Below are 23,209 nucleotides of genomic sequence, written 5' to 3' on the forward strand. Positions count from 1 at the left end.
GCCGCCGGCTGCCAGAGGGACCTTCGGTCCCTCGCTGGAGTCAGTCGCCCGGAGCGAAGCGGAGGGCGACTGACGAGGCTGGGGAGGTGTGAGGCTGCGGTTGTTGCTGGGCGGGACTCAAAGGGGCAGTCGCCGGCGGCTGTGCCGCCGGCTACAAGCGAGAGCTTCGCTCTCGCCCTGCCGCGAGGACGACGGTGGCGTAGCAAGCACCGCAGCGAGCAACGCGAGCGAGGAGCGCAGCAAGGTCCCCGAGTCGTCGCGGCTGGGGCCTCGGAGGTCTCCACCGTCGGTCTGCCAGCAACGATTTATAAGCGAGCGGCTGGGGCTTCGGAGGAATTCGTCTCGTCAACAGTTTCACTTATAAACCCCGATCCGCGTACCGCCTCCCCTACGCCAGGAAGACGTGCCGCGGCCGGTCGGCCAGCACTTCGCGGCCCCACTGGACGGTCTCGCGGAACTCGTCGGAGCCGAAGAACGCCATCGCGTCCTCCTTCGCGTGCCACTGGCTCGCGATGAACATGTCGTTCTCGTCTTCGACGTTGATCATGAGGTCGGTCTCGACGTGGCCGTCCATCTCCGCGAGGATCTCCCCCACGTCGTCGAACGTGTCGGTGAAGTCCCCCTGGTGCTCCGGCTTGACGGTGTAGAACATCCCCATCGTGCCGAAGCCGGACTCCTCGCCGGCGCGGGCGACGATCCCCGGTAGCTCCGAGAGGAAGCCGGCCGCGGTCTCGGCGGCGGAGGCCGTGTCCCAGATGGAGACGACCGCGGCGCGGTCGGTGACGCGCCCCTCGTACACCGCCGTCTTCACGTGGGTGCCGTAGTGGTCGAAGTTCCCGCGGAGCCCCTCGACCTCGTCGAACAGCTCGTCCACGTCGGCCTCGCTGTAGAGCACGGTCGCGTACACGTCCTCGCCGTGGGGCTTACCGGCGTAGATGTCCAGATCGGCGAGCTCGCCGCGGATGTCCTCGCCGGACGCGTCGTCGCCCCCTTCGTGTCCACCCTCACGACCCTCGTCGCCCGTGTGGGGGTGGTCACCTTCCCCGCTCGACTCCCCCTCGCCGTGGGGGTGGTCGCCGTGCGCGGAGCCGCCGCCGGAGCCGGCGTGGCCCTCGCCGTGAGCGTGACCGTGGCCGTGTCCTTCCTCGCCGTCTCCGGCGTCGCCGTCGCCTGTCGGCACCGTCTCGCCGGCGAGGTACGCGCCGAGGTCCGCGGGCGGGAACCGGCGGCCGATGTAGAACTCGCCGAACTCGCCGTACCGCGAGGAGGCGGGGTCGAAGCGCATCTCGTAGACGATGTCCTTGATGTCGGTCGGGTCCGAGCCGAACAGGGTGACGCCCCACTCGTGGCCCTCGAAGCCGACGGAGGAGGCGATCACCTGCTTGATCTTCCCGGCGTACTCCTTGCCGACCTCGCCGTGGTCGGCCATGAGGTCGGCGCGGTCCTCGAACGAGAGGTCGTACCAGTTGTACTCCTCGCCGCGGCGCTTGCTCATCGGGTAGAAACAGACGTACTCGTCGTCGGGGATCTCCGGCGTCAGCTTCCCTTCGATGTATCGTTTGAGGCCCGCGTCGACCGATTCGGGGTCCTCGAAGTACTCGTCGGAGACGTACCCGGAGACCTCGGTGACGGAGACGTAGGAGGTCGTTCGCTCGGTGAACTCCGCGAGCGCGGTGTCCTCGAACCGGCGCTCGATCGACGACAGGTCGTCGAGTGCGGGGCGGAAGTGGACGAACAGCAGGTCGGCCTTGTGCCCGAGCACGGAGAACAGCCCGGAGTCTCCCTCCTCGGCGTCGGCGACCAGCTCCCGGTGTTTCAGGAAGTCCTTCCCCTCCTCGATCGCCCGTTCCCGCTCTCGCTCGGGGGCGTCGCGCCACGCGTCCCAGTCGACGGACCGGAAGTCGTGCAGCGCGAACCACCCCTCCTCGGTCTGTGGTGCCTCGACCATACGGCGGCTTGGGTCGCCGGGACTTAGGTGTTTGCGAGTCGTCGGCGTCGCGTCTCCGGGACCGAAAACACCTCGACGGGTCGAGACGACGCACCTGTGAATCCCCCAACAGGATTAATCGTTATTAGTGCGTTGGTAACGCATGGCAATCGCTCGGCACGAACGCGGACTGCGAGCCGACCTGCGGGCGCTGCTCTCGCAGGTCCATCCGGTGTTCATGTTGCCGCCGCTCGCGGCCTCGTGGTTCGGGGCCGCCGTCGCCGGCGAGTTCGCGCTCTCGACGGGCGCGATCCACGTGACCGCGATCTTCTTCGCGGTGTACACGGCGCACGTGAAGGACGGCTACGTCGACTTCCACCGGCGCGGCGAGGACGACGACCACCCGATGACGGTCCGCGGCTGCCGCCTCTGTCTCCTCGCCGCCGGCGTCGGCTTCGCCGCCTGTACGCTCGCGCTGGGCGCCCTCGTCGGCCCGGGGGCCGCGATCGTCACCCTCCCGACCTGGTTCGTCGGGTACCTCCACGCGCCGCAGCTCGACACGAACCCGGTCACCACGACGCTCGGGTACCCGACCGGCATCGCGCTCGCGCTGCTCGGCGGGTTCTACGTCCAGACGGCGGAAGTGACCGCGACGATACTCGGGTTCGCGCTCGTCTTTCTCGTCACGCTCGCCGGGGTGAAGGTCATCGACGACGAGCAGGACTACGCGTACGATAAGTCGATCGACAAGCGGACCGTCTCGGTGCTGCTCGGCCGACCGCGAGCCCGGACGCTGGCGTTCTCCCTGCTGATGGTCGGACTCGTCGGCGTTCTCTGGGGGACGATCGGGGGGCTGTTCCCCCCGTCGGCGCCGGCCGCGGCGCTCGCGTTCGGCTCGGTCGCGCTGGTCGCCAGGCGGGCCGGCCCGACGGTCGCGACGATGCTGCTGATCCGCGGTGCCTACGTCTTCCTGGCCCTCCTGCTCGCGGCCGTCTGGTTCCGACCGCTGTCCGGCGCCGCGCTTCCGGACATCACCGTCCTCGGGCCGTACACCTACCTCGCCACCGAGGTCGTCTTCGGGGCACTCGCGTTCGCCCTGCTCCGCTACGCCGGCGCGCTCCGTCAGGCCGCCCGGACGGTCGCCGCCCTGTACCCGATCGCGTACCTCTGGGACTGGTACACGCTGGAGGTCGGCGTCTTCGAGATCGCGATGCGCACCGGGTACGACCTGTTCGGGATCCCGGTCGAGGAGCACCTCTTCATGATCGTCGTGCCGGCGCTCGTCCTCGGCGTTCACGAGACCATCCGAACGCTCTCGGCCGAGTCGGACGAGGCGTCGCGAAGCTCTCGAGGCGAGTCTCGCAGGTGACACGCCCGCGGATCGGCCTTGCGAGCCGACCGCGTTCGACCCGACGATCGCCGCGACCGAAACCCTTTCACGACGACTCAGAAACGTAGGGACGATGCGGAAAAGCGGGCCGCCGAAGGGACTGATCTCGTATCTGGTGTTGGAGCTGCTCGACGAGCGTCCCCGGTACGGGTACGAGCTGTTGGGCGAGATCACCTCGATCAGCGGGGGCCACTGGGAGCCGTCGTACGGGTCGGTGTACCCGATCCTCTACAAGTTCGAGGAGGAGGGCGTCGCCGAGCGTATCGAGCGCGAGGACGAACCCGACCGCAAGTACTTCGCGCTCACCGACGCGGGCCGCGAGGAGCTGGCCGAGAAGCGCCGCGAGATCGGCGGCGAGGCGAAGGAGTTCGGCGACGTGGTGCTCGGCTTCTACCACCTGTACTCGGCGCTCGCCACCGACGACCGGTTCGAGGTCGACGACGGCGAGGGCGACTGGGCGTACTCCGAGCGCTACAGCGCGTGGATCGTCGAGCAGACGATCCGGCACCACGAGCGCGACTTCGGGGAGTTCGAGCGGATCGACGCCACCCCGGAGGAGTTCTACGCGGCGGCGGAGAGCGACGGAGAAGGCGGTGAATCGGGTGACCCCGGAGAGACCGAGGGCGACGCCAAGGACACCGGGAATACCGGGGACCCCGAGGACACCGGAGACACAGAGGACACCGAGTCCGCGTCATCCGGGGCCGCGGACTGACGGGCCGCCGGACGCATAGACCGAGACCCGTCGGCCACCTCCGTCCCGAAAGTCTATACGGGCCACCCGCGACTACCCGGACAATGTCTACCGACGAACCGTCCGTCCCGATCGTGTGCACCGACTGCGAGACGGAGACCAGCGTCCCGCTGTCCGACGTGGCGGACGCGCTCGCCAAACACAACGACGGGAAACACGACGGGGAGGAGATCGCGGAGGTCGACCCCGCGCTGAAAGACCGGCTCGCCGACCTCGTTGCGGAGGACCTCGGACTCTTCGACGAGGCCTGACGGAGAGCTGGAGTGCGGGGACGCGGAGCCGGGAGAGACCGCGAGACCGACCCGCTGGCGACGGGAGAGGGATCGCGGAGCAGTCGTTAGCCGTCGTGAAGCCGCGAAACGGCGAGCGCCGGGAGCCGGTCCCAGCCGCGAACGCGGGTCCCGCTGGCGGTTCGTTCGCGGGCGCGGTCAGTCGTCCTGCGCGAGCGCACCCTTCGGGTGACCCTTGTGCTGGAGGTTCCGGTTGTCGCGCTTCCGCGTCGCCGTCGCGGGGATGACCTCGTTGACCTCGTCGCGCGGACGCCCGGTGTAGCCGTGCTCCGGGAACTCGGCGCAGTGCGCCATCGCGTCGTGAGACCCTTCCCAAGGACCCTGTTCACAGTCGTCCGCCGTACAGACGAACACTATGTCATCGGACATGTTGACCGAGTGTTTCAACCGCCCATATAAAAACGCCACAGCCAAATTATCTGCTGTGATAACGGAAGCGCAGGGCGGAACAGACGGTCTCCGCAGACCCGGAGATCAGTCTCCGAGAACCGGCACGCCGGAGAGTTCGACGCTCGTTCCGCCGTCGCGGCAGGTCTCAAGCGCGTGTTTAGCCGCGAAGCCCGCCTCGTGGGCGGAGGCGCCGCGACCGACGCCGACTTGAAGCTCGATGTCGGCGTCGTCGGCGACGTGCGCGACCGCGTCGGCGAACGCCCGCTCGGGGAGGTCCGGACAGACGGCGACGACGTTGTCGCCGCCGACGAAAAACGAGAGGGCGCCGTGGGTCTCGCGGAGGTACCGCGTCAGCGAGCCGTAGGCGCGCTCGACGTTCAGGAACGTGTCGAACTCGTTGAGGCGGTCGGTGTACTTCCCGGTCACGTTCACGATGTCGAAGTGGGCGATCTGGAGGTCCGACGGAGCCGTCTCGGTGAGGTAGTCGCCGGCGAGTACCTCGGTCCGGCCCTCGTCTTGCGCGCTCCCCTCGGTCTGGAGCAGGCGGTTCGCCGCCTCTAAGGCGTCGATCGGTCGCTCGGCGACTCCGGTCCCGAGGCTGACGCTCACCGGGTAGCGGTTCCCGATCGACTCCTGAAGCGCCGCGTGGGCCGCGCCGTCGAGGCCGTTCGTCACGGCGATCATGTTGTCGTAGCGGGTGGAGAAGACGTAGGCGTCTCGCGGACCCATGAACTGGGCCACGTCGGCGAAGAGCCGCGACTGAAGCGTCTGGAGGTCCATCTCCCGTCGGGGCTCCGGCGTCACCGTCCACGGCCCGTAGTTGTCGATCTGGACCAGCGTCACCTGAGTCGTCGTCACAGTGACCGTGGGTTGGGAACGACCCCGCTTTACGCTTCCGTTATCCCGAAGGTGGAACTGGTACCGGATATGAAACGGGAGGTGCAACTCCCCGGAGCGCCGCAACCCCTACGACCGTGGCGTCCCGATCCCGCCCATGGAGTTCAGCGGCGCCGTCCTCGACGTGGACGGCACGGTCGTGCGAGGCGACGATCCCATCCCGGGCGCGCCGGCGGGCTACCGCCGGCTCCGCGAGGCCGGGATCGAGACGCTGTTCGTCTCGAACAACCCGACGAAGGCCCCGCCGGCGTACGTCGACCGACTCGGCGGCGCGGGCTACGACATCGACGCGGACCGGGTGTTCACTGCCGGGAGCGTGACCACGCGGTACCTGAGCGAGCGCCACGCCGACGACGACCTGCTGTGTATCGGCGCTCCGGGGCTGGTCGATCAGTTCGAGGCGGCCGGGCTCGCGACGACCGACGACGTCGACGCCGCGGACGCGCTCGTCGCCTCGATCGACCACGAGTTCGACTACGACGACCTCTGTACGGCGCTGTGGGCGCTGGAGCGCGACATCCCCTTCATCGGCACCGACCCCGACGTGGTCATCCCGGCCCCCGAGCGCGACGTGCCCGGGTCCGGGGCCGTGATCAACGCGATCGCGGGCGTCGCCGAGCGCGAGCCGGACGCGGTCCTGGGGAAGCCCTCGGACACGGCGATCGAGATGGTCCGCGAGCGGCTGCCGTACCCCCCGGAGGAGTGTCTCGTCGTGGGCGACCGGCTCGACACCGACATCGCGCTCGGCGAGCGCGCCGGGATGACCACCGCGCTCGTGCTGTCCGGCGTCACCGACGAGGCGACCGTCGCGGACGCGGAGATCTCGCCGGACCACGTGCTCGACAATCTCGGCGACGTCGATCGCGTCATCGAGTGACGGCGCGGCCGATCCCCGAGGGCCGACCCCGACGCTGAGGCGCCACGGCGCCGGTCCCATGCGCGACCACTTTCGCTCTGTGGGAAACATTTATAAATCGAACCACCTTCCGAGCGAACATGAGAGAGGTTACCTCGCATGAGGACGAGACGGGCGACGACGAGGAGGACCCGGAGCAGGCCGTTCGCGTGATCGAGGGACACGCGGTGCAGCTCAACGAGTACCGCTACTGAGACGCCGAGGACCGCGCGACCGCGGAGAGCGTTCGGAGAGGGCGCCGGGGCGCTGTCGGGAGCGTTAAGTGCGCGTCGGGGGTAGCAGAGGGTGTGATACGGAGGCTACGACGGGCGAGTGTCTTCGCCGCGGTGGCCGCGGTCGCCGTCCTCGCGCCGGCGCTCGGCGACGCCGCCGCCGTGCCGTTCCTCGCCGCCGCCGGCCTCGCCTTTTTCGGGGTCCGCGACGGCGAGTGGTTCGAGACGCTCGCTCTGCCCGGCGACCGCGAGGAAGAGCGCCTCTACGGCTTCGTCGCGTTCGCGCTCGCCGCCGCCGGCCTCGCGCTGTTCGCCTCCCTCCCCCGCGCACCGCTCCCGTACGAGGCGTTCGCCGCGTCGACCCTCGCGGTCGGCTGCGGCCGCCTCGGCCGCGCGCTCGTCGCCGAGCGCTCCGACGACGAGTTCACCCTCGTAGCCGGGTACGTCGCCGGCGGTACGCTCGGCGCCCTCGCGGGACAGGTCGGCGTGCTGCTCCAGACCGACGGTGCGGGCGTCGTCGACGGTCTCCCGACGGTCGTCTTCCTCGCGGCAGTGGCGGCGCTCGCGGCGGCGCTCGTCAGGTCCCTCGTGTTCGACCGGGACGCGCACATCACGGTCATCCTCGTCGCGTTCGCCGTCTGGGGGTTCGTCGCGGTGGACCCGGCGGTCACCGTCCCCCTCGTCGCCTTCGGGCTGGCGGTGACCGGCGCGCTCGGCTACGTCTCGTTCGCGCTCGGCACGGCCTCCGTCCCCGGCATGCTGACGGGAGTGTTGTCCGCGCTGTTGGCCGTCGTCCTCGGCGGCGTCGGCTGGTTCGCCACGCTCATCTCGTTTTACGCGATCGGCGGGCTGGCCTCGAAGTACCGCTTCGACGAGAAGGCGAACCGGGGCGTCGCACAGGAGAACGAGGGCGCCCGCGGCACCGGGAACGTGCTGGCGAACTCCGCGGTCGCGCTCGTCGCCGTCGTCGGCTACGCGGCGACCGCTCACATCGGCGTGCCGGGCGCGCTCTTCGGCTTCGCGTTCGCGGGCGCGACGGCGACCGCGATGGCCGACACCCTCTCCTCCGAGATCGGCGGGCTCTACGACGGTCCTCGGCTGGTGACGACCCTGCGCCGCGTCGAGCCGGGGACCGACGGCGCGGTGACGTGGCAGGGCGAGGTGGCCGGGCTCGCGGGCGCGCTGCTCGTCGCCGGCCTCGCCGCGTTCGGGATGCCGGTCGGCGACCCGGCCGTCGGCGGGGGGATCGTCGCCCTCGCGGGCGTCGCGGGGATGACCGTCGACAGCCTCCTCGGCGCGCTGATCGAGGGCGAGCGGATCGGGAATCAGGCCGTGAACTTCCTCGCGACGCTGTCGGGAGCGACCGTCGGCGTCGCCGCCGCCGTCGCGCTCGGGGTGGGGCTGTGAGATGACCGGCGAATCACCCGAAGACCGCCCCGCCCCCGACCCCAGAGTTCGCGCCGCCCGCCCGGCCGACGCCGGCCGGATCCGGGAGCTACAGGACTACCTCCGACAGCCCAACCCGGACCTGCTGGAGTACGGGCTCGCGGTCGGGTCGGCGCTCGTCAGCGTCGCCGACGGCCGGGCGGTCGGCTACCTGCTCCCGGTCGACGCGCCGAACCGTCCCGGCGTCCACCTCGCCGAACTCGTCGTGGGTCCCGACTACCGGCGGGAGGGTCGCGCCCGCGGGCTGCTCTCGGCCGTCATCCGGGACGCGACCGGCCCCGTGACGCTGCAGGCGCACCCCGACAACGACGCCGCGCTGTCGCTGTACGAGGGACTGGAGTTCGAGGTCGTCGACCGACGCGCCGACGCGTACGCCGACGGCGACGCGCTGGTGTTGCGTCGGGAGTAGGGCCGGCGACGGGCCGGCGCGAGCGCGACGCATCGCCCTCGCCGCGTGAGGACAGACAAAAGGCCTATTCGAGCCCCACGCGTCCGGCGAGACATGACCGACGCCGACGCGGGAGAGGGGGCGATCGAGGTCGACTTCGGGGACGACGGGCTCGTCCCGGCGATCGCACAGGACGCCGACTCGGGCGAGGTGCTGATGCTCGCGTACGTCTCGCCGGAGGCGCTCGAACGGACCCGCGAGACGGGCGAGGCGCACTACTACTCGCGGTCGCGCGACGAGCTGTGGCACAAGGGCGGCTCGTCCGGGCACACACAGGAGGTCCGCGAGGTGCGGGTCGACTGCGACGCCGACACCCTGCTGTACCTCGTCGATCAGAACGTGGGAGCGTGCCACACGGGCCACCGCTCGTGTTTCCACCGGACGATCGACGGCGAACACGTCGGCGAGCGCGTCTTCGACCCGGACGAGGTGTACTGATGACGGACGGGGACGACACCGACCCCGTCCGCGAGGCGGGCGAGGCGGCCGCGACGCTGCGCGAGCGCTACGACGAGCTCGCTCGGATCGAGGGGCGGATCGCCGACCTCGGCCGGGACCGGATCGAGGCCGCCGCCGACGCCTACCGTCGGGCGCACCGCGTGCTCGACCAGTACGAGGAGGACGCGGTCGGCACCGGCGACTTCGGCTCGTACGTCCAGTTCCGTGGGGAGTTCGGAGAGGCGGTCGACGTCGACGACGACGCGCTCGCGGCCGACGCGTTCGCCGCCGCCGACGAGGCGGTCGACAAGCGCCGGCTCTCCGAGTCCGACTTCGAGGCCGCCCGCGAGGCGCTGGATCCGGCCGGCGAGTACGTCGACCTGCTCGGCGACCGCGACGAGGCCCTCGACGACTACCGGGCCGCGCGGAAGGCCGCGCAGGAGGCGCGCAAGGCGCTCGACGCTCGGGTCGAAGAACTGCGCGAGGTCGGCGACATGGCCGACGCCGACCTCGACGCCGACGTGGATCGGATCCGCGAGCCGATCGAGTCGTACAACGACGCGGTCCGCGATGCGTTCGACTCCTTTTATAAATCGGCGTCGGCCCGAGCGGTGTTCTCCTTCCTCGACCGCGCCGACGGCACCCCGTTCGTCGACGCCGACGTGCCGCCGACCGACCTGCGCGAGTACGTCGACGAGTACGACGCGGGCGAGGAGCCGCTCCCGACCCTCTTGGAGTACGCCGACTACTCGAACTCGAAGCTGGAGCACTACGTCGACGACCCCGGCGCTCTTCGGACCGCGGTCGCGGTCCACCGCACCTACGTCGAGCGGCTCGACGCCGAGCCGCTGACGCTCGACTGGCCCCCGGCGAAGGGCGACGAGCTGGCTTACGAGATCGACGAGCTGATCCCCCTCGCCTCGCGGGTCGCCGACGACGAGACGGTGGCGACGCTCCGGTCGGTCCGCGACCTCGCGCGCGACGAGGAGTACGAGCGGCTCCGCCGCGCGACCGTGGTGCGCGACGCGCTCGACGACCCCGAACTGCGGCTTTTAAAGGAAGATATCATCGACGGTCGGGTGCGCGAGGCGGAGCGGACTCTGTCGATCGCCGAGGACGTGCTGGCGGAGACGGAGCGGGAGTAGGATTTTTAAGACCCGGCGGCGCGGACGTGCGGGTATGACCAGATTCGACGCCGCGACCGAGGGGGAGCGGCTGAAGCTGTTCGCCGACGCGGCGACCGCCCACCGCGCCCGCTCCAGCGAGGTGATGACCGTCGACGTCGACCCCGACAGCGACACCACCGAGGGCGGCGAGGTGCCGCCGTGGGTCCAGCTCGCGGGCACGGAACTCGTCCTCGACTGCACCGACGACGAACTGGACCGGCTGAAGGACCTGCTCGGCGAGTTCCCGGAGTTCCGGATCGACGAGCTGGTGAGCCCGGAGGAGGCCGAGGGGACGAACGCCGTCGTCACCGCCCGGTCGGACGCGAACCGCGTGGCGGGGTTCGTCGAGCGCGCGTTCCGCGAGGTGTACGAACTCGACGACGACTACCGGGCGTGGGTGACGGCGATTTAAAAGGGAAGGAGGGGGTCGCGCGCGACGGAAACCGCTATCCCGCGGCGCGCGCTCGGTCGGGTATGCCCACCGAGACGGAGCGGATGCTCGCCGGGGAACTCTACGACCCGAGCGCGCCCGAACTGGTCGCCGACCGGGAGCGCGCCCAGGACCTCGCTCGGCGGTACAGCGCGACGAGCGAGGCGGAGGCGGAACGACGCGAGACGCTCCTGCGAGAGCTGTTCGACGGGGTCGGCGACGACCCGGTCGTACAGCCGCCGTTCCGGTGCGACTACGGCTACAACGTCGCCGTCGGCGACGGCTTCTTCGCGAACTACGGCTGCGTGTTCCTCGACACCAACCCGGTCTCGTTCGGCGATCGGTGTCTTCTCGGCCCGGGGGTCCACGTCTACACGCCGACCCACCCGATCGATCCCGAGGAGCGCGCGACGGGGCGCGAGCGCGCCGAGCCGGTGACCGTCGGCGACGACGTCTGGATCGGCGGGAGCGCCGTGCTCAACCCGGGCGTGACCGTCGGCGACGGCGCGGTGATCGCCTCGGGCGCGGTCGTCACGAGCGACGTGCCGGACCGCGTCGTCGTCGGCGGAAATCCGGCTCGGGTGATCCGAGAGATAGAGTGACCGACCGCTACGCCAGCGCCTCGGCGAGAACGGGTGCGACGCTGACGACGCTGCAGCCGCGTTCGAGCGTGTCGCTGCCGACGATGCGGTCGACGCCGGCGCCCCGGAGCTTCGTCACGGCGTTGGCCGCGAGCATGGGGTGGACGCAGGCCGCGAGCACCCGCGCCGCGCCGCGATCGTTCAAGACGGCGACCGACTCGCTCATCGTCGACCCGGTGGCGACGATGTCGTCGACGACGACCACGTCCCGCCCCTCGACGGGGGCGTCCGAAGGCGACACCTCGATCTCGCCGGTGTCGCGGTCGCGGTGCTTCTCGAAGTAGTCGGTCTCGCCCGCGCCGTACGCGTCCCGGACCGTCTCCGCGATGCCGACCGCGCCCTCGTCGGGCGCGAGGAACAGGGGGTCGTCGAGGGCGGCCGGCAGGGGCTCCGCGAGCACGCTCGCGGCGTCGACCGTCTCCACGGGTACGTCGTAGAAGTCGGCCACGTCGGCCTCGTGGGGGTTGACGAGGACGACGCGGTCGGTCCCCGTCGAGATCGCCCGCGCCATCGCCCGCGCCGAGACGGGCTGGCCGTCGCCGAACGACTCGTCCTGTCGGGCGTACCCCATGTAGGGGATCACCGTCGTCACGCGCTCGGCGCCGGCCTCGCGGACGGCGTCCTGTAGCTGGAGCAGTTCGACCCACGCCTCGTCGGAGTCGGTCGCGGCGACGACCGTCGCCTCGTCGCCGGCGAAGTCGGGGACCGCCGCGAGCCCCTCGCCGTCCGGGAACCGGTCGTAGGTCGGGGTCGCCAGCGGCCGACCCGTCTCCTCGGCGAGCGCGGCCGCGAGCAGCTGTGAGCTGGATCCGGGTACGATCATGGGCGTCCGTACCCCAGACACCGGTAAACCAGTTTCCTTACTCGCCCGCTTTCGCGTGCCCCGCCGCGCGGAGCGACCGTCGCGCGGAACGAGCGCCCCGCGGAGCGACCGGCGACCGAGCCCCACGCGAGCGTGTGACGCACCGCGGCCACAGGGGCGGATATTTACGCGAGCGGCGGATACGACGCCGTAATGACCGAAACAGGAGACCGAGTCGGTCTCGCCTGCCCGTCGTGTTCGCCGGGCGAGGAGACCGTCCACGAAGTGTTACGCCCCGGCGGGCAGGCGACCGTCCGCTGTACCGACTGCGATCACACGTACAAAACCGAGATCCCGGAGGAGGAGACCGTCGGCCTGACCGTCATCGTCTCGCAGGACGGCGAGTCGTTCTCGACCGAGATGGACGTGCCCGCGGACACCTACGTCGCCACGGGCGAGGAGTTCGTCGTCGACTCCCCCGACGCCCTGATGCAGGTCCGGGTGACCGGGATCGAGGTCGGACCCGAGCAGCGCGTCGAGGAGGCCGATATCGAGGCCGTCGAGACGCTGTGGACCCGCGCGGTCGACAACGTCACCGTCCCGGTGACGCTTCACCCGAAGGACGGCAACGCCGACCAGACGCGCTCGCTCCGGGTGAACGTCCCCGGCGACTACGAGTTCACCGTCGGCGAGACCGAGACCTTCGGCGAGGAGGAGTTCACGATCGAGGGCGTCCAGATCCGCGAGGACGCCCCCGAGTACCGCCACGAGAAGCTTGACCACGAGGGCGACTTCGCGTACGCCAAGGACTGCAATCGGGTGTACGCCCGCGACGAGAGTCTGACGGCGTGGTCGGCCTGGTAGCCCGGTAGCCGGTGACCCACGGCTGACGGTGACCTCCGGCCCGTGGGCTCGTCAGTGGACTCCCCTTCCGCCGCCGCGGTGACGGAGGCGCGGAACTCGCCGTTCAGGTGCAGCGCCTCTGACGGTGGCGCACGCCGAGAGGGCGCTCCCTCACCCGGAGACGTCCGATCGGGGCCGCCTCAACGGTGTCCGAGCGGCGTTCTCGCTCGCGTTGTGATTCGCGTTCAGTCCGTTCTCGCGCTCTCGACACGCGAACCCGTGTGCGCTGTTCTGTCATGCTCCCTACGGACACGGTGTGTGTGAACGCTGTGCAGCCACAGGAGTTTTGCAGTAGGCATCAGATGGTCGAGCTAAGGCCGATCACGGCGGACGGCGGCAGCGATGTATCGGCCGACAGAGACGGTCACTGATGGATCCAAACCTGACAATCGTCGCGACTGCCGTCGCGCTCCCATTCGTTGCCGCGGTCCTCTCGCCGCTTCTGTATCGCGTCCTCGGCGAACGGACCGGCTATGCGGGGGCCGTCGTCGCGGCGGCCAGTTTCGGACTGCTGGCGACGGAGGTCGACAGTCACGGCACGGTCGGGGTGTCATGGGTCCCCGCTCTCGACGTGGGGGCCCAGTTCACCGTCGACGGGTGGGGACTCCTCTTCGCGCTCTTAGCCAGCGGCATCGGCGTCCTCGTGTTCGTGTACTCGGCGGCGTACATGCACGGAGAGGAGGGGTTGGCGCGCTACTACGCGGCACTGCTGGCGTTCATGGGGTCGATACTCGGCGTCGCGCTCGCCTCCGACCTCGTGTTCGTCTTCCTGTTCTGGGAACTGACCAGCCTCTGTTCGTTCGTGCTCATCGGCCACTACACGGACGACGACGAGTCGCGCTACTCGGCGCGGATGGCCATGGTCGTGACCGTGGGCGGTGGCCTCTGCCTGCTCGCGGGGCTGCTCATGCTCGCGGTGGCATCCCGGGGCGCCCTCGGCGGCGCGACCTTCGACCTGACGGCGATGATCGCGAACGACGAGGCGATGCGCGCCGCCCTCCGCGATTCGGGGCTGTTCGTGCCGGCACTGGGCCTGATCGTCGTCGCCGCGGCCGCGAAGTCCGCACAGGTGCCGCTCCACTTCTGGCTGCCGAACGCCATGGTCGCTCCGACGCCCGTCTCCGCGTTCCTCCACTCCGCGACGATGGTCAAGGTGGGCGTCTACTTCCTCGGCCGCGTGCGTCCGCTCCTGATGAGTCCCGAATGGGTGTCGCTCGTCGCGACCCTGGGACTCCTGACGATGACCGTCGGGTCGCTGCTGGCTGTGGCCGCGACCGACACCAAGGAGCTGCTCGCCTACTCGACGGCGAGCCACCTCGGGCTGATGGTCGCCGGCTTCGGCTTCGACGTCGTCTACGGCGGCGAGGCCGGCGCGTTCCACCTGCTCAACCACGCGCTGTTCAAGGCGCCGCTGTTCCTCGTCGCCGGGATCGTCGTCCACGAGGCCGGAACCCGCGATCTCGACGACCTCGGGGGGCTCTGGCGGGAGCTCCCGGTAACGGCCTCCATCACGGTGATCGCCGCGTTGAGCATGGCCGGAATCCCGCCGTTCAACGGCTTCTACTCCAAGGAACTGCTGTTCGAGGCGGCGTACGAAGTCGCCCACGAGGCCGGCGGTCTCGCCTGGCTGTATCCCGCCGTGGCGACCCTCGCGAGCGTGTTGACCGTCGTCTACTCGGTGAAGTTCCTCGCGCTGTTCTTCGGCGAGCGGCGAGCCCCGGTCGCGGACGTCCACCGACCGCCGATCGCGCTGGTCGGACCCCCCGCCGTGCTGGCCAGCGCGGCGGTCGTCGTCAGCGTCGCGCCGCAGTTGGCGGTTGACGTCATCGTCCAGGGCGCCGTCGACGCCACCGGCACCGGCGAGGCGGAGCTGTCGGTCGGACTGCCGACCCACTTCTCGCCCCCGGTCGCGATGTCCGCCGTCGCCGTCGTCGGCGGATTCGCCGCGTATCCGTTTCGGGGTCGCCTCGCGGCGGGCGTTCAGCGAGGAGTCGACGCGCCGATCCCCGTTCGGCCCAGCGGGTGGTACGACTGGATCGTCTCGACCACGACCGTGACCAGCGCCCGGTTCGGCCCGGCGGTCCACAACGGCCTCCTCCGGCGGTACGTGCGATGGGTGGCGGCGGCGGGGAGCCTGCTCGCGCTCGCCGGCTTCGCCGCGGCGGCGGGACCCCTCGAAATAGGGGGGATCGGCGGAATTGGCGTGCCGCTGGCGGTCGCCGTCGTGTTGGGGGTCGCGACCCTCGCCGGCGCGGCCGTGGCGACCGCTTCGTCACACGTTTCCGGCGTGCTCACGCTGTCGATCCTCGGGTTCATGCTCGCCATCTTCTTCATCCTCGCGAGCGCGCCGGACCTGGCGCTCACGCAGCTGGTCGTCGAGACGCTCGTCCTCCTCATGTTCCTGCTCGTCCTCCAGCGGTTGCCGTCGTTCTACTCGGAGGTGCGACCGCTCGCGATCGCCCGTGACGCGGGCGTTTCGCTCCTCGTGGGCGCGATGGCGTTCGTCGCAGTCCTCCTGACGATACCCGGCCCCGACGCCGACCCGACGAGCGTCGCCGCGTACTACACGGAACAGGCGGTTCCGGGCGGCGGCGGCACCAACGTCGTCAACGTCATCCTTGTGGATTTCCGGGCGTTCGACACGCTGGGCGAGCTGCTGGTCGTCGCGACCGCCGCGATCGCCATCCTCGTGCTCGTGACGATGCGGACCCGCGGTGAGGCGGCCGTGACCGAGGCCGGAGAGGAACCGACTCCCGACGGGGGTGACTCGCCGTGACGACGACGATCATGCGGACGACGGCCCGGGTGACCGTCCCCATCGTGCTCGTCGTCTCGATCTCGCTGTTCTTACAGGGGCACAACCTCCCCGGCGGCGGCTTCATCGGCGGCGTCCTCACCACGGCGGCGTTCGTGCTGATATACGTCGCCTACGACCTCGATTACCTGGAGTCGGGGGTGCTCGGCCGGGAGGTCGAACCCGGTACCAGCATCTTCGAGCACCGGACGGTCACCGCCTACCGCCGCACGTTACTCGCGGGCCTGGTGGTCGTTCTCGGCAGCGGCGTCGCGGGGATCCTGATCGGCGACCCGTTCCTGACGCAGGGGTACGTCCACCTCGAAGGCGTCCCGATCTACCACGAGGTCGAACTCGCGAGCGCGCTCGCGTTCGATCTGGGCGTGTACCTCGTCGTCGTCGGCAGCCTCCTGACGATCGTCTCGGTGGTGAGCTCCGAATGAACCGGAGCGGAGAGACGCCGTCTACCGAACGTGAGGGTGGTGGGCGATGAGCGCCGCCCTCGCGGTCGCGGTCGGCGGGCTGTTCGCCGTCGGGACGTTCCTCCTCCTCCAGCGGGACGTGATACGAGTCGTGTTCGGCGTCGCCGTCGTCTCCCAGGCGACGTTCGTCTATCTGATCGCGATGGGAGGTATCGACGAGGGGACCCGAGACCTCGTGCCCGTTCTCGAGGTCCACGGTGGCGGCGTCCCCGAGGTCGCCGACCCGGTGGTACAGGCGCTCGTCCTGACGGCGATCGTCATCAGCTTCGGAACGACCGCGTTGGCGCTCGTGCTGTCGTACCGCGCCTACGAGGAGAACGAGACCATGGATGTCACGGAGTGGACGTAATGAGCGTGCTCGTGATCGCGCCGCTACTAGTCGCGGTGACCGCCGCCGTGCTGACGCTCGCGCTCGGCCGGCGACCACGGGTCCAACGCGCGACGAGCGTGGCCGGCGTCGTCGGCTACGTCGGAGTCGTGTCCGCCGCCGTCTGGGCGTTGGTTCTCGGGCCGGCGGCCCCCGGCGCAGCGGTGTATCAGGTGGGTGGCTGGCCCGCTCCCTTCGGGATCACGCTCGTTTTGGACGGGCTGTCGGCGTTCATGCTGACGATCGCCGCGGGCGTCGGCGTCGCGTCGATACTGTTCTCGGTCCGGTACGTAACTCCCGTGAACCAGCGCGTGTACTACCATCCGCTGTTCCACATGCTCCTCGTGGGCGTGACCGGGTCGTTCCTCACCGGCGATCTGTTCAACCTGTTCGTCTGGTTCGAGGTGATGCTGATCGTCAGTTACGTGTTCGTCGCCTTCTACGGTACCGATCACGCCACCGCGGCGTCGTTCCGCTATCTCGTGATGAACGTGTTCGGGAGCGCGCTCATGCTCGTCGCCGTCGGGGGCCTGTACGCCACGACGGGGACGCTCAACATGGCCGACATGGCCCGGCGACTGGCGACCCCCGAGGCGTACGGCATCGATCCCGCTCCCGTCGTCGGGCTGTCGGCGCTGCTGCTCGCGGTGTTCGCGCTGAAAGCCGGACTCGTCCCCTTCCAGCTCTGGGTGCCCGCCGCCTACGCCGCCGCCCCGACGCCGATCACCGCGATGTTCGCCGGCGTCACCAAGAAGGTCGGCATGTACGCGATCGTTCGCCTCTACTTCACGGTGTTCGCCGCCGCGACGGTCCCCGTCGACCTGCCGGGAATCACCGCCGCGTCACCGCTGGGCTTTCTCGCCCCGACGTTGGGAGCGATGGGGGCCGCGAGCGTCCTCGTCGGCGGGTTCGGCGCCGTCGGCCAGGACCGACTCGGGGGCCTGTTCGCGTACTCGAGCATCGGTCAGGTCGGCTTCATCGCGGTTCCCGTCGCGGTCGCCGCGGCGGCGGACCCGGCGGGGACGCTCCGCGGGGTTGCCGTCGCGGCCGCGCTCGTGTTCGCGCTCCACCACGCGCTCGCGAAGGGGCTTCTCTTCCTCTCGGCGGCCGCCGTCGAGGACGCGACCAATACGGATCGCCTGCGGGACCTCGGCGGCATTGCCGGTCGCTCGCCGGTGCTCTCGGGAGCCGTCTTCGTCGGCCTCCTCTCGCTGATCGGTCTCCCGCCGCTGACCGGGTTCTTCGGGAAGTTCCTCGCCTTCGACGCGGCGGTTCGGGGGCTTGCGTCCGGCCCCGGCGCGCTGTCGGCGCTCGCACTGGTCGCGTTGCTCCTCGGTGCCGTGCTGACGATCCTGTACGCGACGCGCGTGTGGGTCGGCGGCTTCTGGGGTCGGGAGACGACGGCGGTCGAGACCGCAACCGTCGAGTCGGGCCAGGTCGCGGTCGTCGCCGCGCTCGCGGCGACCGTCGTGCTCGTCGGCGTGGGGTTCGATCCGATCTACCGGTTCGCCGAGACGGCCGCGACCGCCGCACTCGACGGCGAGGGATACGTCGACGTCGTGGGGCTGAACGGGGGTGACGGCGCGTGACCCGAACCTGGCCGATCGCCGGGGTCCTCTTCGGCGTCCTCTGGACGTTCGTCCAGGGACCGCCGCTCGAGCCCGAGCCGCTCGTCGGGTCGCTGCTGATCGGCCTCGTAGTCGGCTTCCCCACGGCCTTCGTCTTCCGGCGTCTGTACGGGGACACCGTCGATCTCACCCGATCCCTTCGCGGAGTCCCGTACGCGTTGTTGTACGTGCTGACGTTCATCCGGGAGGCGATCGTCGCCAGCCTCGACGTCACGTACCGCGTGCTCGCGCTCTCCGGGGCGTCCGAGCCCGAGGTGATCCTCATCCCGCTGCGCGTGCGGTCCGATCTCGGCGTGACCACCATCGCCAACAGCATCACGATGACTCCCGGATCGCTCACGCTGAACTACGATCCCGAGGAGAACGCGCTGTACATCCACGTCATCGACGGGAGCGATCCGGAGGACATCGTCGACCCGATCCGCAAGTGGGAGGACTACGCGCTCGTCATCTTCGACGAGGCGCTGTCGCCGAGCGACCCCGCGCCGGATTTCGCCGTCTACCCGCCCGACCGAACGCATCCCGCCCTCAAGCAGGCCGCCCCGGAAGTGAGCGAAGGGACGGAAGCCGAACGGGCGACCGGGGAAGCCACAGGAGGTGAGAAGGATGGCCGCTGAGGGACTCCTAGTACCGGTCATCGACGCCGCGATCGTCCTCGTGGCGCTTCTGAACCTGCTGTGTGGCTACCGCGCGGTTCGGGGACCGACGGTTCCCGACCGCGTGGTCGCGCTGGACGCCATCGCGACGAACGTCGTCGCGATCGCCGTCCTGTTCGCGGTCAAGACCGGCCGGGGCCTCTTCGTGAACGTCAGCCTCGTTCTCGCGATCATCGCGTTCCTCTCGACGGTCGCGGTTGCCAAGTTCATCACCGAAGGCGACATCATCGTTACACAGGAGTGATCACGCTATGGATTACCAACACCGAATACGACAGGACGGTCCAACAGATCACCGCGTTTCCGGAGGAGACCGTCGATGATCGAATCGACCTCGATACGGACCTGGATCGTCATCGGATTCGTCGTCGTCGGGGCGTTCTTCCTCACGGTCGGGACGATCGGTCTGTTGAGACTGCCGAACGTGTACAACCGGATGCACGCCACGAGCAAGCCGGCGACCATCGGAACGGTCGCGGTCTTTCTCGCCGGGTTCGTGTACTTCGGTCCCGGGGGTGCCGGCCTCTCGTCGCTCATCGGTATCGTCTTCCTGTTCCTGACGGTGCCGACCGGCGCGCACATGATCTCGCGAGCGGCGGAACAGACCGGCGTCCCGTTCCTCGGCTCCGTGACGTGGCCGGGGAAATCCGACGACGAGTAACGCTCTCTCCGACGGCGAGTAACGCTCTCCCACGGCTTTCGCCGTGGGTGTTCGTCTCGCGTTCTTTATAAACGAGACACACACCGGTTCGGTATATCCCCGAACCACGGGTTAAACAGAGTAAGAGTGCTGTATTCGTCTGTAACGCGATATGAACCGCGTTGTCGGACCATGGGGCTGTCCCATGGTACCGAGACTCAGATGACGCGGTTCTGCAGGTAGTCGAGGTGTTTCGCGTTGTAGACGATCTTGACCTCGTCAGTCGCCGGGCTGCCGATGCAGGTCAGGCGGACGTCCTTCTCTTCGACCTCCTCGTCGGAGAGGATCTGCTGCATGTCCATCTCGATGTCGCCCTTCTTGACGATGGCGGCGCAGTTCGCGCAGGCACCGGCACGACACGAGAAGGGCCAGTCGTAGCCCTGTGCCTCGGCCGACTCGAGGATGTACTCGCCCTGATTCACTTCGAGGGTGCCGTAGTCCTCGCCGTCGAGGTCGGCGTCGGCCGCCTCCTCGAAGAGGTCGTCGTCGTCCATCGACCAGCCGTGGTCGTCGAGCACTTCGTAGTTGAGGTATTCTACTGTGGGCATCACCTGCCGGTTTGATGCCCACCTCATTAGGCTTTGCTGTTCCGCGTTTTTCTCGCTCGATCGGAGTTCTCTGAGTTCTCTGAGCGTCCGAACACGTTCGCTTTGCACCTATCGGTAGGTTATCACGACTGATTCATCGTGAGTAACAGTAAATACCGGAGGGCCGCAAGCAGGGTTCGATGGAAGAGTCCGTCGTCGCCGACTTCGTCGGTCGCGTCCACACCTCCGGGCTGGGAAGCGACGAACCCGTGACGGGGCGCGTCCTCCTGAGTCAGCGCCGGCTCGTGCTCGTCACCGACGACGCGAAGACGACTGTCCCCCTCTCGAAGGTGTTCGACATCGCCGTCGGCACCGTCCCCGGCGACCTCCAGTCGTTTTTCAGCGACAGCGTCACCGTCGCCTACGAGCAGGGCGGCGGCAGGCGAACGGCCCTCGTCGAGGGCGAGCCGGACGACATGGAGCGGTTCACCCGCCTGCTGTTCAAGGCCCTGTTGCGCGGCGTGACGGTCACGGTCCGCCACCCGGCGAAACTCGGCGGGCGCGTCACGGACGCGTCCGACCACACCGCGTCGATCAGCCTCTCGCCGGGCGCGATCGGCTTTACCGACTGTCCCGACCCGTTCTCAGTCGAGCTCTCCTCCGTCATCGACTACGAGCGGACCGACCGCACGATCGCGGGCTCCAAGCGCCCCGCGCTCGTGTTCCGCCACGTCCCCGAGACCCAGACCGTGACGTCGATCGCGACCGTCCCCGATGAGCGAACCCTGAACGTGCTCGGTCGGTACATCAAGCTGGAGTACGACGAGGTGATGAAGGACGTCGAGGCGTTCGACCCGACGGAAGAACAGCTGGAGATCCTGGTGTCGATCTACTCCGCCGGCGGCGAGGCGAACATCGCCGACGTGGTCACCGGCGACGTCACCCAGACGGAGCTGGTCCTCGAAACGCTCCGCGACGAGGACCTCGTCGTCGACGGCGACTCGGGCGCCGCGCTCACGCGGAAGGGGCAGATGATCGTCACCTCGTACATGGAATCGGTCAACTCCTAGCGACGGTCTCCCGAGTGCCGTCCAGACCCCCGTTCGGTCCCGAACGGGGGAAGTTTCATGCCGATACGGGTGCATGTGTGTCACATGCCAGACGACCACCACGGGCGGTCGACGCGACTCGACGCCGTGGTCCGCGAGCGGGGGATCGACGAGCCGGCCGAGGAGTTCCCGGCCGACGCGTCCGATTCCGGTTCCGGGCCGCGAGTCGCGCGGGTGCCCGAGCCGCACGTCCACGACACCTTCTCCGTCGAGGGGATCGACACGAAGCGCCGCGAAGGATTGTTGGAGGCCGTCCTCCGCGACCGCGAGGGCGTGAGCGCCGCGTCGGCGACCGCTCGGAACGGCACCGTCGGCGTCCACCACGACCCGTCGGTGTCCCGTGACGACCTCCGTGAGACGCTGGAGGCGTGCGGGCTCGTCGTCGATCCGGCTGACCGGGCGTTCGAGACCCGGCGGGCCTCGCAGTTCGCGTCGGCCCGCGTCGCCGTCGCGGTGCTGTTCGGACTGATGGTCGCGACGCCGTACATCGCGGTGCTGTATCCGACCAGGATCGAGTGGCTGTTCTACGACCCCCTCACGGTGGCGTACCTGCAGTCGCTCCTCGACTCGCAGATGGCGACCCACTTCTTCGTCAACCTCGGCGCGCTGTCGGGAATCGCGTTCCTCGTCGCCTGCGCTCCGATCGTCCGCCGGGCTATCGGCGGGCTCGCGGAGGGGCGGCTCACGACCGACGCGCTGTTCGTCGGGAGCGTCGCCGCGCTGTTCGCGTACAGCACCGCCGCCGCGTTCACCGGTTTCGACGGGGCGGTCCACTACGACCTCGTCGCCTACGCGGTCGCGGGCGCCACCCTCTGGACCCACTTCGGCGTCGCGGACCCGGCCGCCGAGGGGCGCGGATCGGCGGACTCGGCCGGAAACGCGGCCGACCCCGAGGTCGCGGACGGCGAACTCGCCGACGGCGACCCGGTGGCGATGACCGACGGCGGCCGGTAAGCGGCTGTTCCCTTTTAATCCCCACCGTCAGGCTCCGGCTCGACACCCTCGATCGCGACCGCGTCGCCGACCGCGAGCGTCGAGCCCCACTCCGCCTCGGGGACGACCGTGTTGACCATCAGCCGGAAGTCGTGGTCGAACCGGTCGCTCTCGGTCCACGCCGGGAGCGTCTCGCGGCGCTTCCGGATGAACGTCTCGCGGAACCCGTCGATCGGCTCGCCCGTGTCCGGATCCCGCGAGGGGACGACGCAGCGCTGACACGGGTTGACGCCGAACAGCTCCGTCTCTCCGATCGAGACGCGGACGGCCTCCCCGTGGTCGGCGAACAGCCGGTCCTCCCAGAACGCCGGGCAGTCGTCGATCACGAGGTTCGGTCGCAGCCGTCGCCGCATCTCCGCCGCGCCCGAAACCTCGTCGAACCACGAGGCGACCGTCTCCAGCGTCGCCCGCGAGGCGACCGTCGGCCCCGGCGCCGCCCGGTCGTCGGGGAGTCCCCCGTCGGGCTCGCGGACGAGGTCGACCGCGTAGCCGAGGTACTCGCCGACCCACGCCGCCAACGCGTCGCCGTCTTCGGGGAGCGCGAAGGTGCGCTCGTCGGCGTCGACTCCCGCCTCGGGACGCGCCGGCCGCGAGAGAGTCACGGCGGTCGGCGTCGCGTCGGTCGGACCGGCGAGCTCGTAGCTCGCCGAGAGCCCGTGAACCGCCGGCTCGCGCTTCCCGTTGACGTAGCCGCCGTCGCCGCCGACCGAGGCCGCGTGCGGGTCGACGCCGGCCTCGACGAGCGCGTACGACCGGTCGCCGCGGAGGGCGCCGTTCGGTCCGAGTTCGGCGCGGTCGACGGCCACGCCGTCGTTCGACTTCAGCGGGTAGGCGACGAGCTCCGCGATACGTGCCATATCCGCGGTTCGGGGGGCGGCGACAAAAGGCCCCGGGAGGGAGGAA

General features: G+C 69.6%; 26 protein-coding genes. 20 read left to right on the forward strand and 6 right to left on the reverse strand.

Annotated elements, in window-relative coordinates; all coding sequences use genetic code 11:
- Positions 1-388: 388 nt before the first annotated feature.
- On the reverse strand, positions 389-1,948 hold the full coding sequence (locus tag FGL94_RS05270) for a heme-binding protein (RefSeq protein WP_144921777.1): 1,560 nt from the start codon (positions 1,946-1,948) through the stop codon (positions 389-391).
- A gap of 142 nt (positions 1,949-2,090) precedes the next feature.
- On the opposite strand from FGL94_RS05270, the gene FGL94_RS05275 reads away from it, so the two are divergent.
- From FGL94_RS05275 to FGL94_RS05285, 3 genes are all read left to right on the forward strand, one after another.
- Entirely contained in the window at positions 2,091-3,296 is a 1,206-nt protein-coding gene (locus FGL94_RS05275) for a lycopene cyclase domain-containing protein (protein WP_144921780.1), read from the forward strand.
- 94 nt (positions 3,297-3,390) lie between these two features.
- Positions 3,391-4,032 (forward strand): PadR family transcriptional regulator, encoded by a 642-nt coding sequence (locus FGL94_RS05280; RefSeq protein WP_144921783.1) that lies wholly within the window; start codon positions 3,391-3,393, stop codon positions 4,030-4,032.
- Positions 4,033-4,115: 83 nt separating this feature from the next.
- Complete coding sequence (locus FGL94_RS05285; RefSeq protein WP_144921786.1) at positions 4,116-4,322, forward strand: hypothetical protein; 207 nt, start codon at positions 4,116-4,118, stop codon at positions 4,320-4,322.
- Between the two features lie 177 nt (positions 4,323-4,499).
- Here FGL94_RS05285 and FGL94_RS05290 read toward each other — a convergent pair whose 3' ends face one another.
- Both FGL94_RS05290 and FGL94_RS05295 read right to left on the reverse strand, forming a co-directional pair.
- A complete protein-coding gene (locus FGL94_RS05290) occupies positions 4,500-4,730 on the reverse strand; it encodes a hypothetical protein (RefSeq protein WP_144921789.1) in 231 nt (76 codons plus the stop codon).
- Between the two features lie 105 nt (positions 4,731-4,835).
- Positions 4,836-5,609, reverse strand: coding sequence for a GTP cyclohydrolase III (locus tag FGL94_RS05295; RefSeq protein ID WP_144921792.1), 774 nt, complete (start codon positions 5,607-5,609; stop codon positions 4,836-4,838).
- A gap of 136 nt (positions 5,610-5,745) precedes the next feature.
- Here FGL94_RS05295 and FGL94_RS05300 point away from each other — a divergent pair, with 136 nt between their 5' ends.
- From FGL94_RS05300 to FGL94_RS05330, 7 genes are all read left to right on the forward strand, one after another.
- A complete protein-coding gene (locus FGL94_RS05300; protein WP_144921795.1) occupies positions 5,746-6,525 on the forward strand; it encodes an HAD-IIA family hydrolase in 780 nt (259 codons plus the stop codon).
- Between the two features lie 326 nt (positions 6,526-6,851).
- Entirely contained in the window at positions 6,852-8,183 is a 1,332-nt protein-coding gene (locus FGL94_RS05305) for a DUF92 domain-containing protein (RefSeq protein ID WP_186313338.1), read from the forward strand.
- A gap of 1 nt (position 8,184) precedes the next feature.
- Positions 8,185-8,631, forward strand: coding sequence for a GNAT family N-acetyltransferase (locus FGL94_RS05310; RefSeq protein WP_144921798.1), 447 nt, complete (start codon positions 8,185-8,187; stop codon positions 8,629-8,631).
- 93 nt (positions 8,632-8,724) lie between these two features.
- A complete protein-coding gene (gene hisI / locus FGL94_RS05315) occupies positions 8,725-9,108 on the forward strand; it encodes a phosphoribosyl-AMP cyclohydrolase (RefSeq protein ID WP_144921801.1) in 384 nt (127 codons plus the stop codon).
- A complete protein-coding gene (locus tag FGL94_RS05320; protein ID WP_144921804.1) occupies positions 9,108-10,253 on the forward strand; it encodes a DUF7118 family protein in 1,146 nt (381 codons plus the stop codon). The genes hisI and FGL94_RS05320 overlap by 1 nt, the downstream gene beginning before the upstream one ends.
- A gap of 34 nt (positions 10,254-10,287) precedes the next feature.
- The gene (locus FGL94_RS05325) at positions 10,288-10,686 is read left to right on the forward strand and encodes a hypothetical protein (RefSeq protein ID WP_144921806.1); all 399 of its coding nucleotides are present in this window, start codon (positions 10,288-10,290) and stop codon (positions 10,684-10,686) included.
- A gap of 62 nt (positions 10,687-10,748) precedes the next feature.
- On the forward strand, positions 10,749-11,306 hold the full coding sequence (locus FGL94_RS05330) for a sugar O-acetyltransferase (protein WP_144921809.1): 558 nt from the start codon (positions 10,749-10,751) through the stop codon (positions 11,304-11,306).
- 7 nt (positions 11,307-11,313) lie between these two features.
- On the opposite strand, the gene prs is transcribed toward FGL94_RS05330, so the two are convergent.
- Positions 11,314-12,168: a ribose-phosphate diphosphokinase gene (prs, locus tag FGL94_RS05335; RefSeq protein ID WP_144921812.1), complete on the reverse strand. Its 855-nt coding sequence runs from the start codon at positions 12,166-12,168 to the stop codon at positions 11,314-11,316.
- Between the two features lie 192 nt (positions 12,169-12,360).
- On the opposite strand from prs, the gene FGL94_RS05340 reads away from it, so the two are divergent.
- The 8 genes from FGL94_RS05340 to mnhG all read left to right on the forward strand — a co-directional run bounded on the left by FGL94_RS05340 (position 12,361) and on the right by mnhG (position 19,638).
- On the forward strand, positions 12,361-13,011 hold the full coding sequence (locus tag FGL94_RS05340) for an HVO_0476 family zinc finger protein (protein ID WP_144921815.1): 651 nt from the start codon (positions 12,361-12,363) through the stop codon (positions 13,009-13,011).
- A gap of 409 nt (positions 13,012-13,420) precedes the next feature.
- Positions 13,421-15,826 (forward strand): hydrogen gas-evolving membrane-bound hydrogenase subunit E, encoded by a 2,406-nt coding sequence (mbhE, locus tag FGL94_RS05345; protein WP_144921818.1) that lies wholly within the window; start codon positions 13,421-13,423, stop codon positions 15,824-15,826.
- Positions 15,823-16,287 carry an MnhB domain-containing protein gene (locus FGL94_RS05350; protein ID WP_144921821.1) on the forward strand — a complete coding sequence of 155 codons (465 nt, stop codon included), beginning with the start codon at positions 15,823-15,825 and terminating at the stop codon, positions 16,285-16,287. Before mbhE ends, FGL94_RS05350 begins: the two co-directional genes overlap by 4 nt.
- 46 nt (positions 16,288-16,333) lie before the next feature.
- A complete protein-coding gene (locus tag FGL94_RS05355; protein ID WP_144921824.1) occupies positions 16,334-16,675 on the forward strand; it encodes a sodium:proton antiporter in 342 nt (113 codons plus the stop codon).
- Positions 16,675-18,282, forward strand: a complete 1,608-nt coding sequence (locus FGL94_RS05360) for a complex I subunit 5 family protein (protein ID WP_144921826.1) — start codon at positions 16,675-16,677, stop codon at positions 18,280-18,282. The genes FGL94_RS05355 and FGL94_RS05360 overlap by 1 nt, the downstream gene beginning before the upstream one ends.
- A complete protein-coding gene (locus tag FGL94_RS05365) occupies positions 18,279-18,938 on the forward strand; it encodes a Na+/H+ antiporter subunit E (RefSeq protein ID WP_144921829.1) in 660 nt (219 codons plus the stop codon). Before FGL94_RS05360 ends, FGL94_RS05365 begins: the two co-directional genes overlap by 4 nt.
- Complete coding sequence (locus tag FGL94_RS05370) at positions 18,928-19,221, forward strand: monovalent cation/H+ antiporter complex subunit F (RefSeq protein WP_144921831.1); 294 nt, start codon at positions 18,928-18,930, stop codon at positions 19,219-19,221. Before FGL94_RS05365 ends, FGL94_RS05370 begins: the two co-directional genes overlap by 11 nt.
- A 75-nt stretch (positions 19,222-19,296) precedes the next feature.
- The gene (gene mnhG / locus FGL94_RS05375) at positions 19,297-19,638 is read left to right on the forward strand and encodes a monovalent cation/H(+) antiporter subunit G (protein WP_144921834.1); all 342 of its coding nucleotides are present in this window, start codon (positions 19,297-19,299) and stop codon (positions 19,636-19,638) included.
- Between the two features lie 197 nt (positions 19,639-19,835).
- On the opposite strand, the gene fer is transcribed toward mnhG, so the two are convergent.
- Positions 19,836-20,225 carry a ferredoxin Fer gene (gene fer / locus FGL94_RS05380; protein WP_144921836.1) on the reverse strand — a complete coding sequence of 130 codons (390 nt, stop codon included), beginning with the start codon at positions 20,223-20,225 and terminating at the stop codon, positions 19,836-19,838.
- Between the two features lie 179 nt (positions 20,226-20,404).
- Between fer and FGL94_RS05385 the strand changes: the two genes are divergently transcribed.
- Together FGL94_RS05385 and FGL94_RS05390 are read left to right on the forward strand one after the other, a co-directional pair.
- Positions 20,405-21,274, forward strand: coding sequence for a CheF family chemotaxis protein (locus FGL94_RS05385; protein ID WP_144921839.1), 870 nt, complete (start codon positions 20,405-20,407; stop codon positions 21,272-21,274).
- Positions 21,275-21,358: 84 nt separating this feature from the next.
- Entirely contained in the window at positions 21,359-22,267 is a 909-nt protein-coding gene (locus tag FGL94_RS05390; RefSeq protein ID WP_144921842.1) for a hypothetical protein, read from the forward strand.
- Positions 22,268-22,281: 14 nt separating this feature from the next.
- Here the strand turns inward: FGL94_RS05390 and FGL94_RS05395 are convergent, their stop codons facing one another.
- Positions 22,282-23,163: an MOSC domain-containing protein gene (locus FGL94_RS05395; RefSeq protein WP_144921845.1), complete on the reverse strand. Its 882-nt coding sequence runs from the start codon at positions 23,161-23,163 to the stop codon at positions 22,282-22,284.
- Positions 23,164-23,209: the final 46 nt, after the last annotated feature.

Source organism: Halorubrum salsamenti, assembly GCF_007671685.1.
Classification (GTDB): domain Archaea; phylum Halobacteriota; class Halobacteria; order Halobacteriales; family Haloferacaceae; genus Halorubrum; species Halorubrum salsamenti.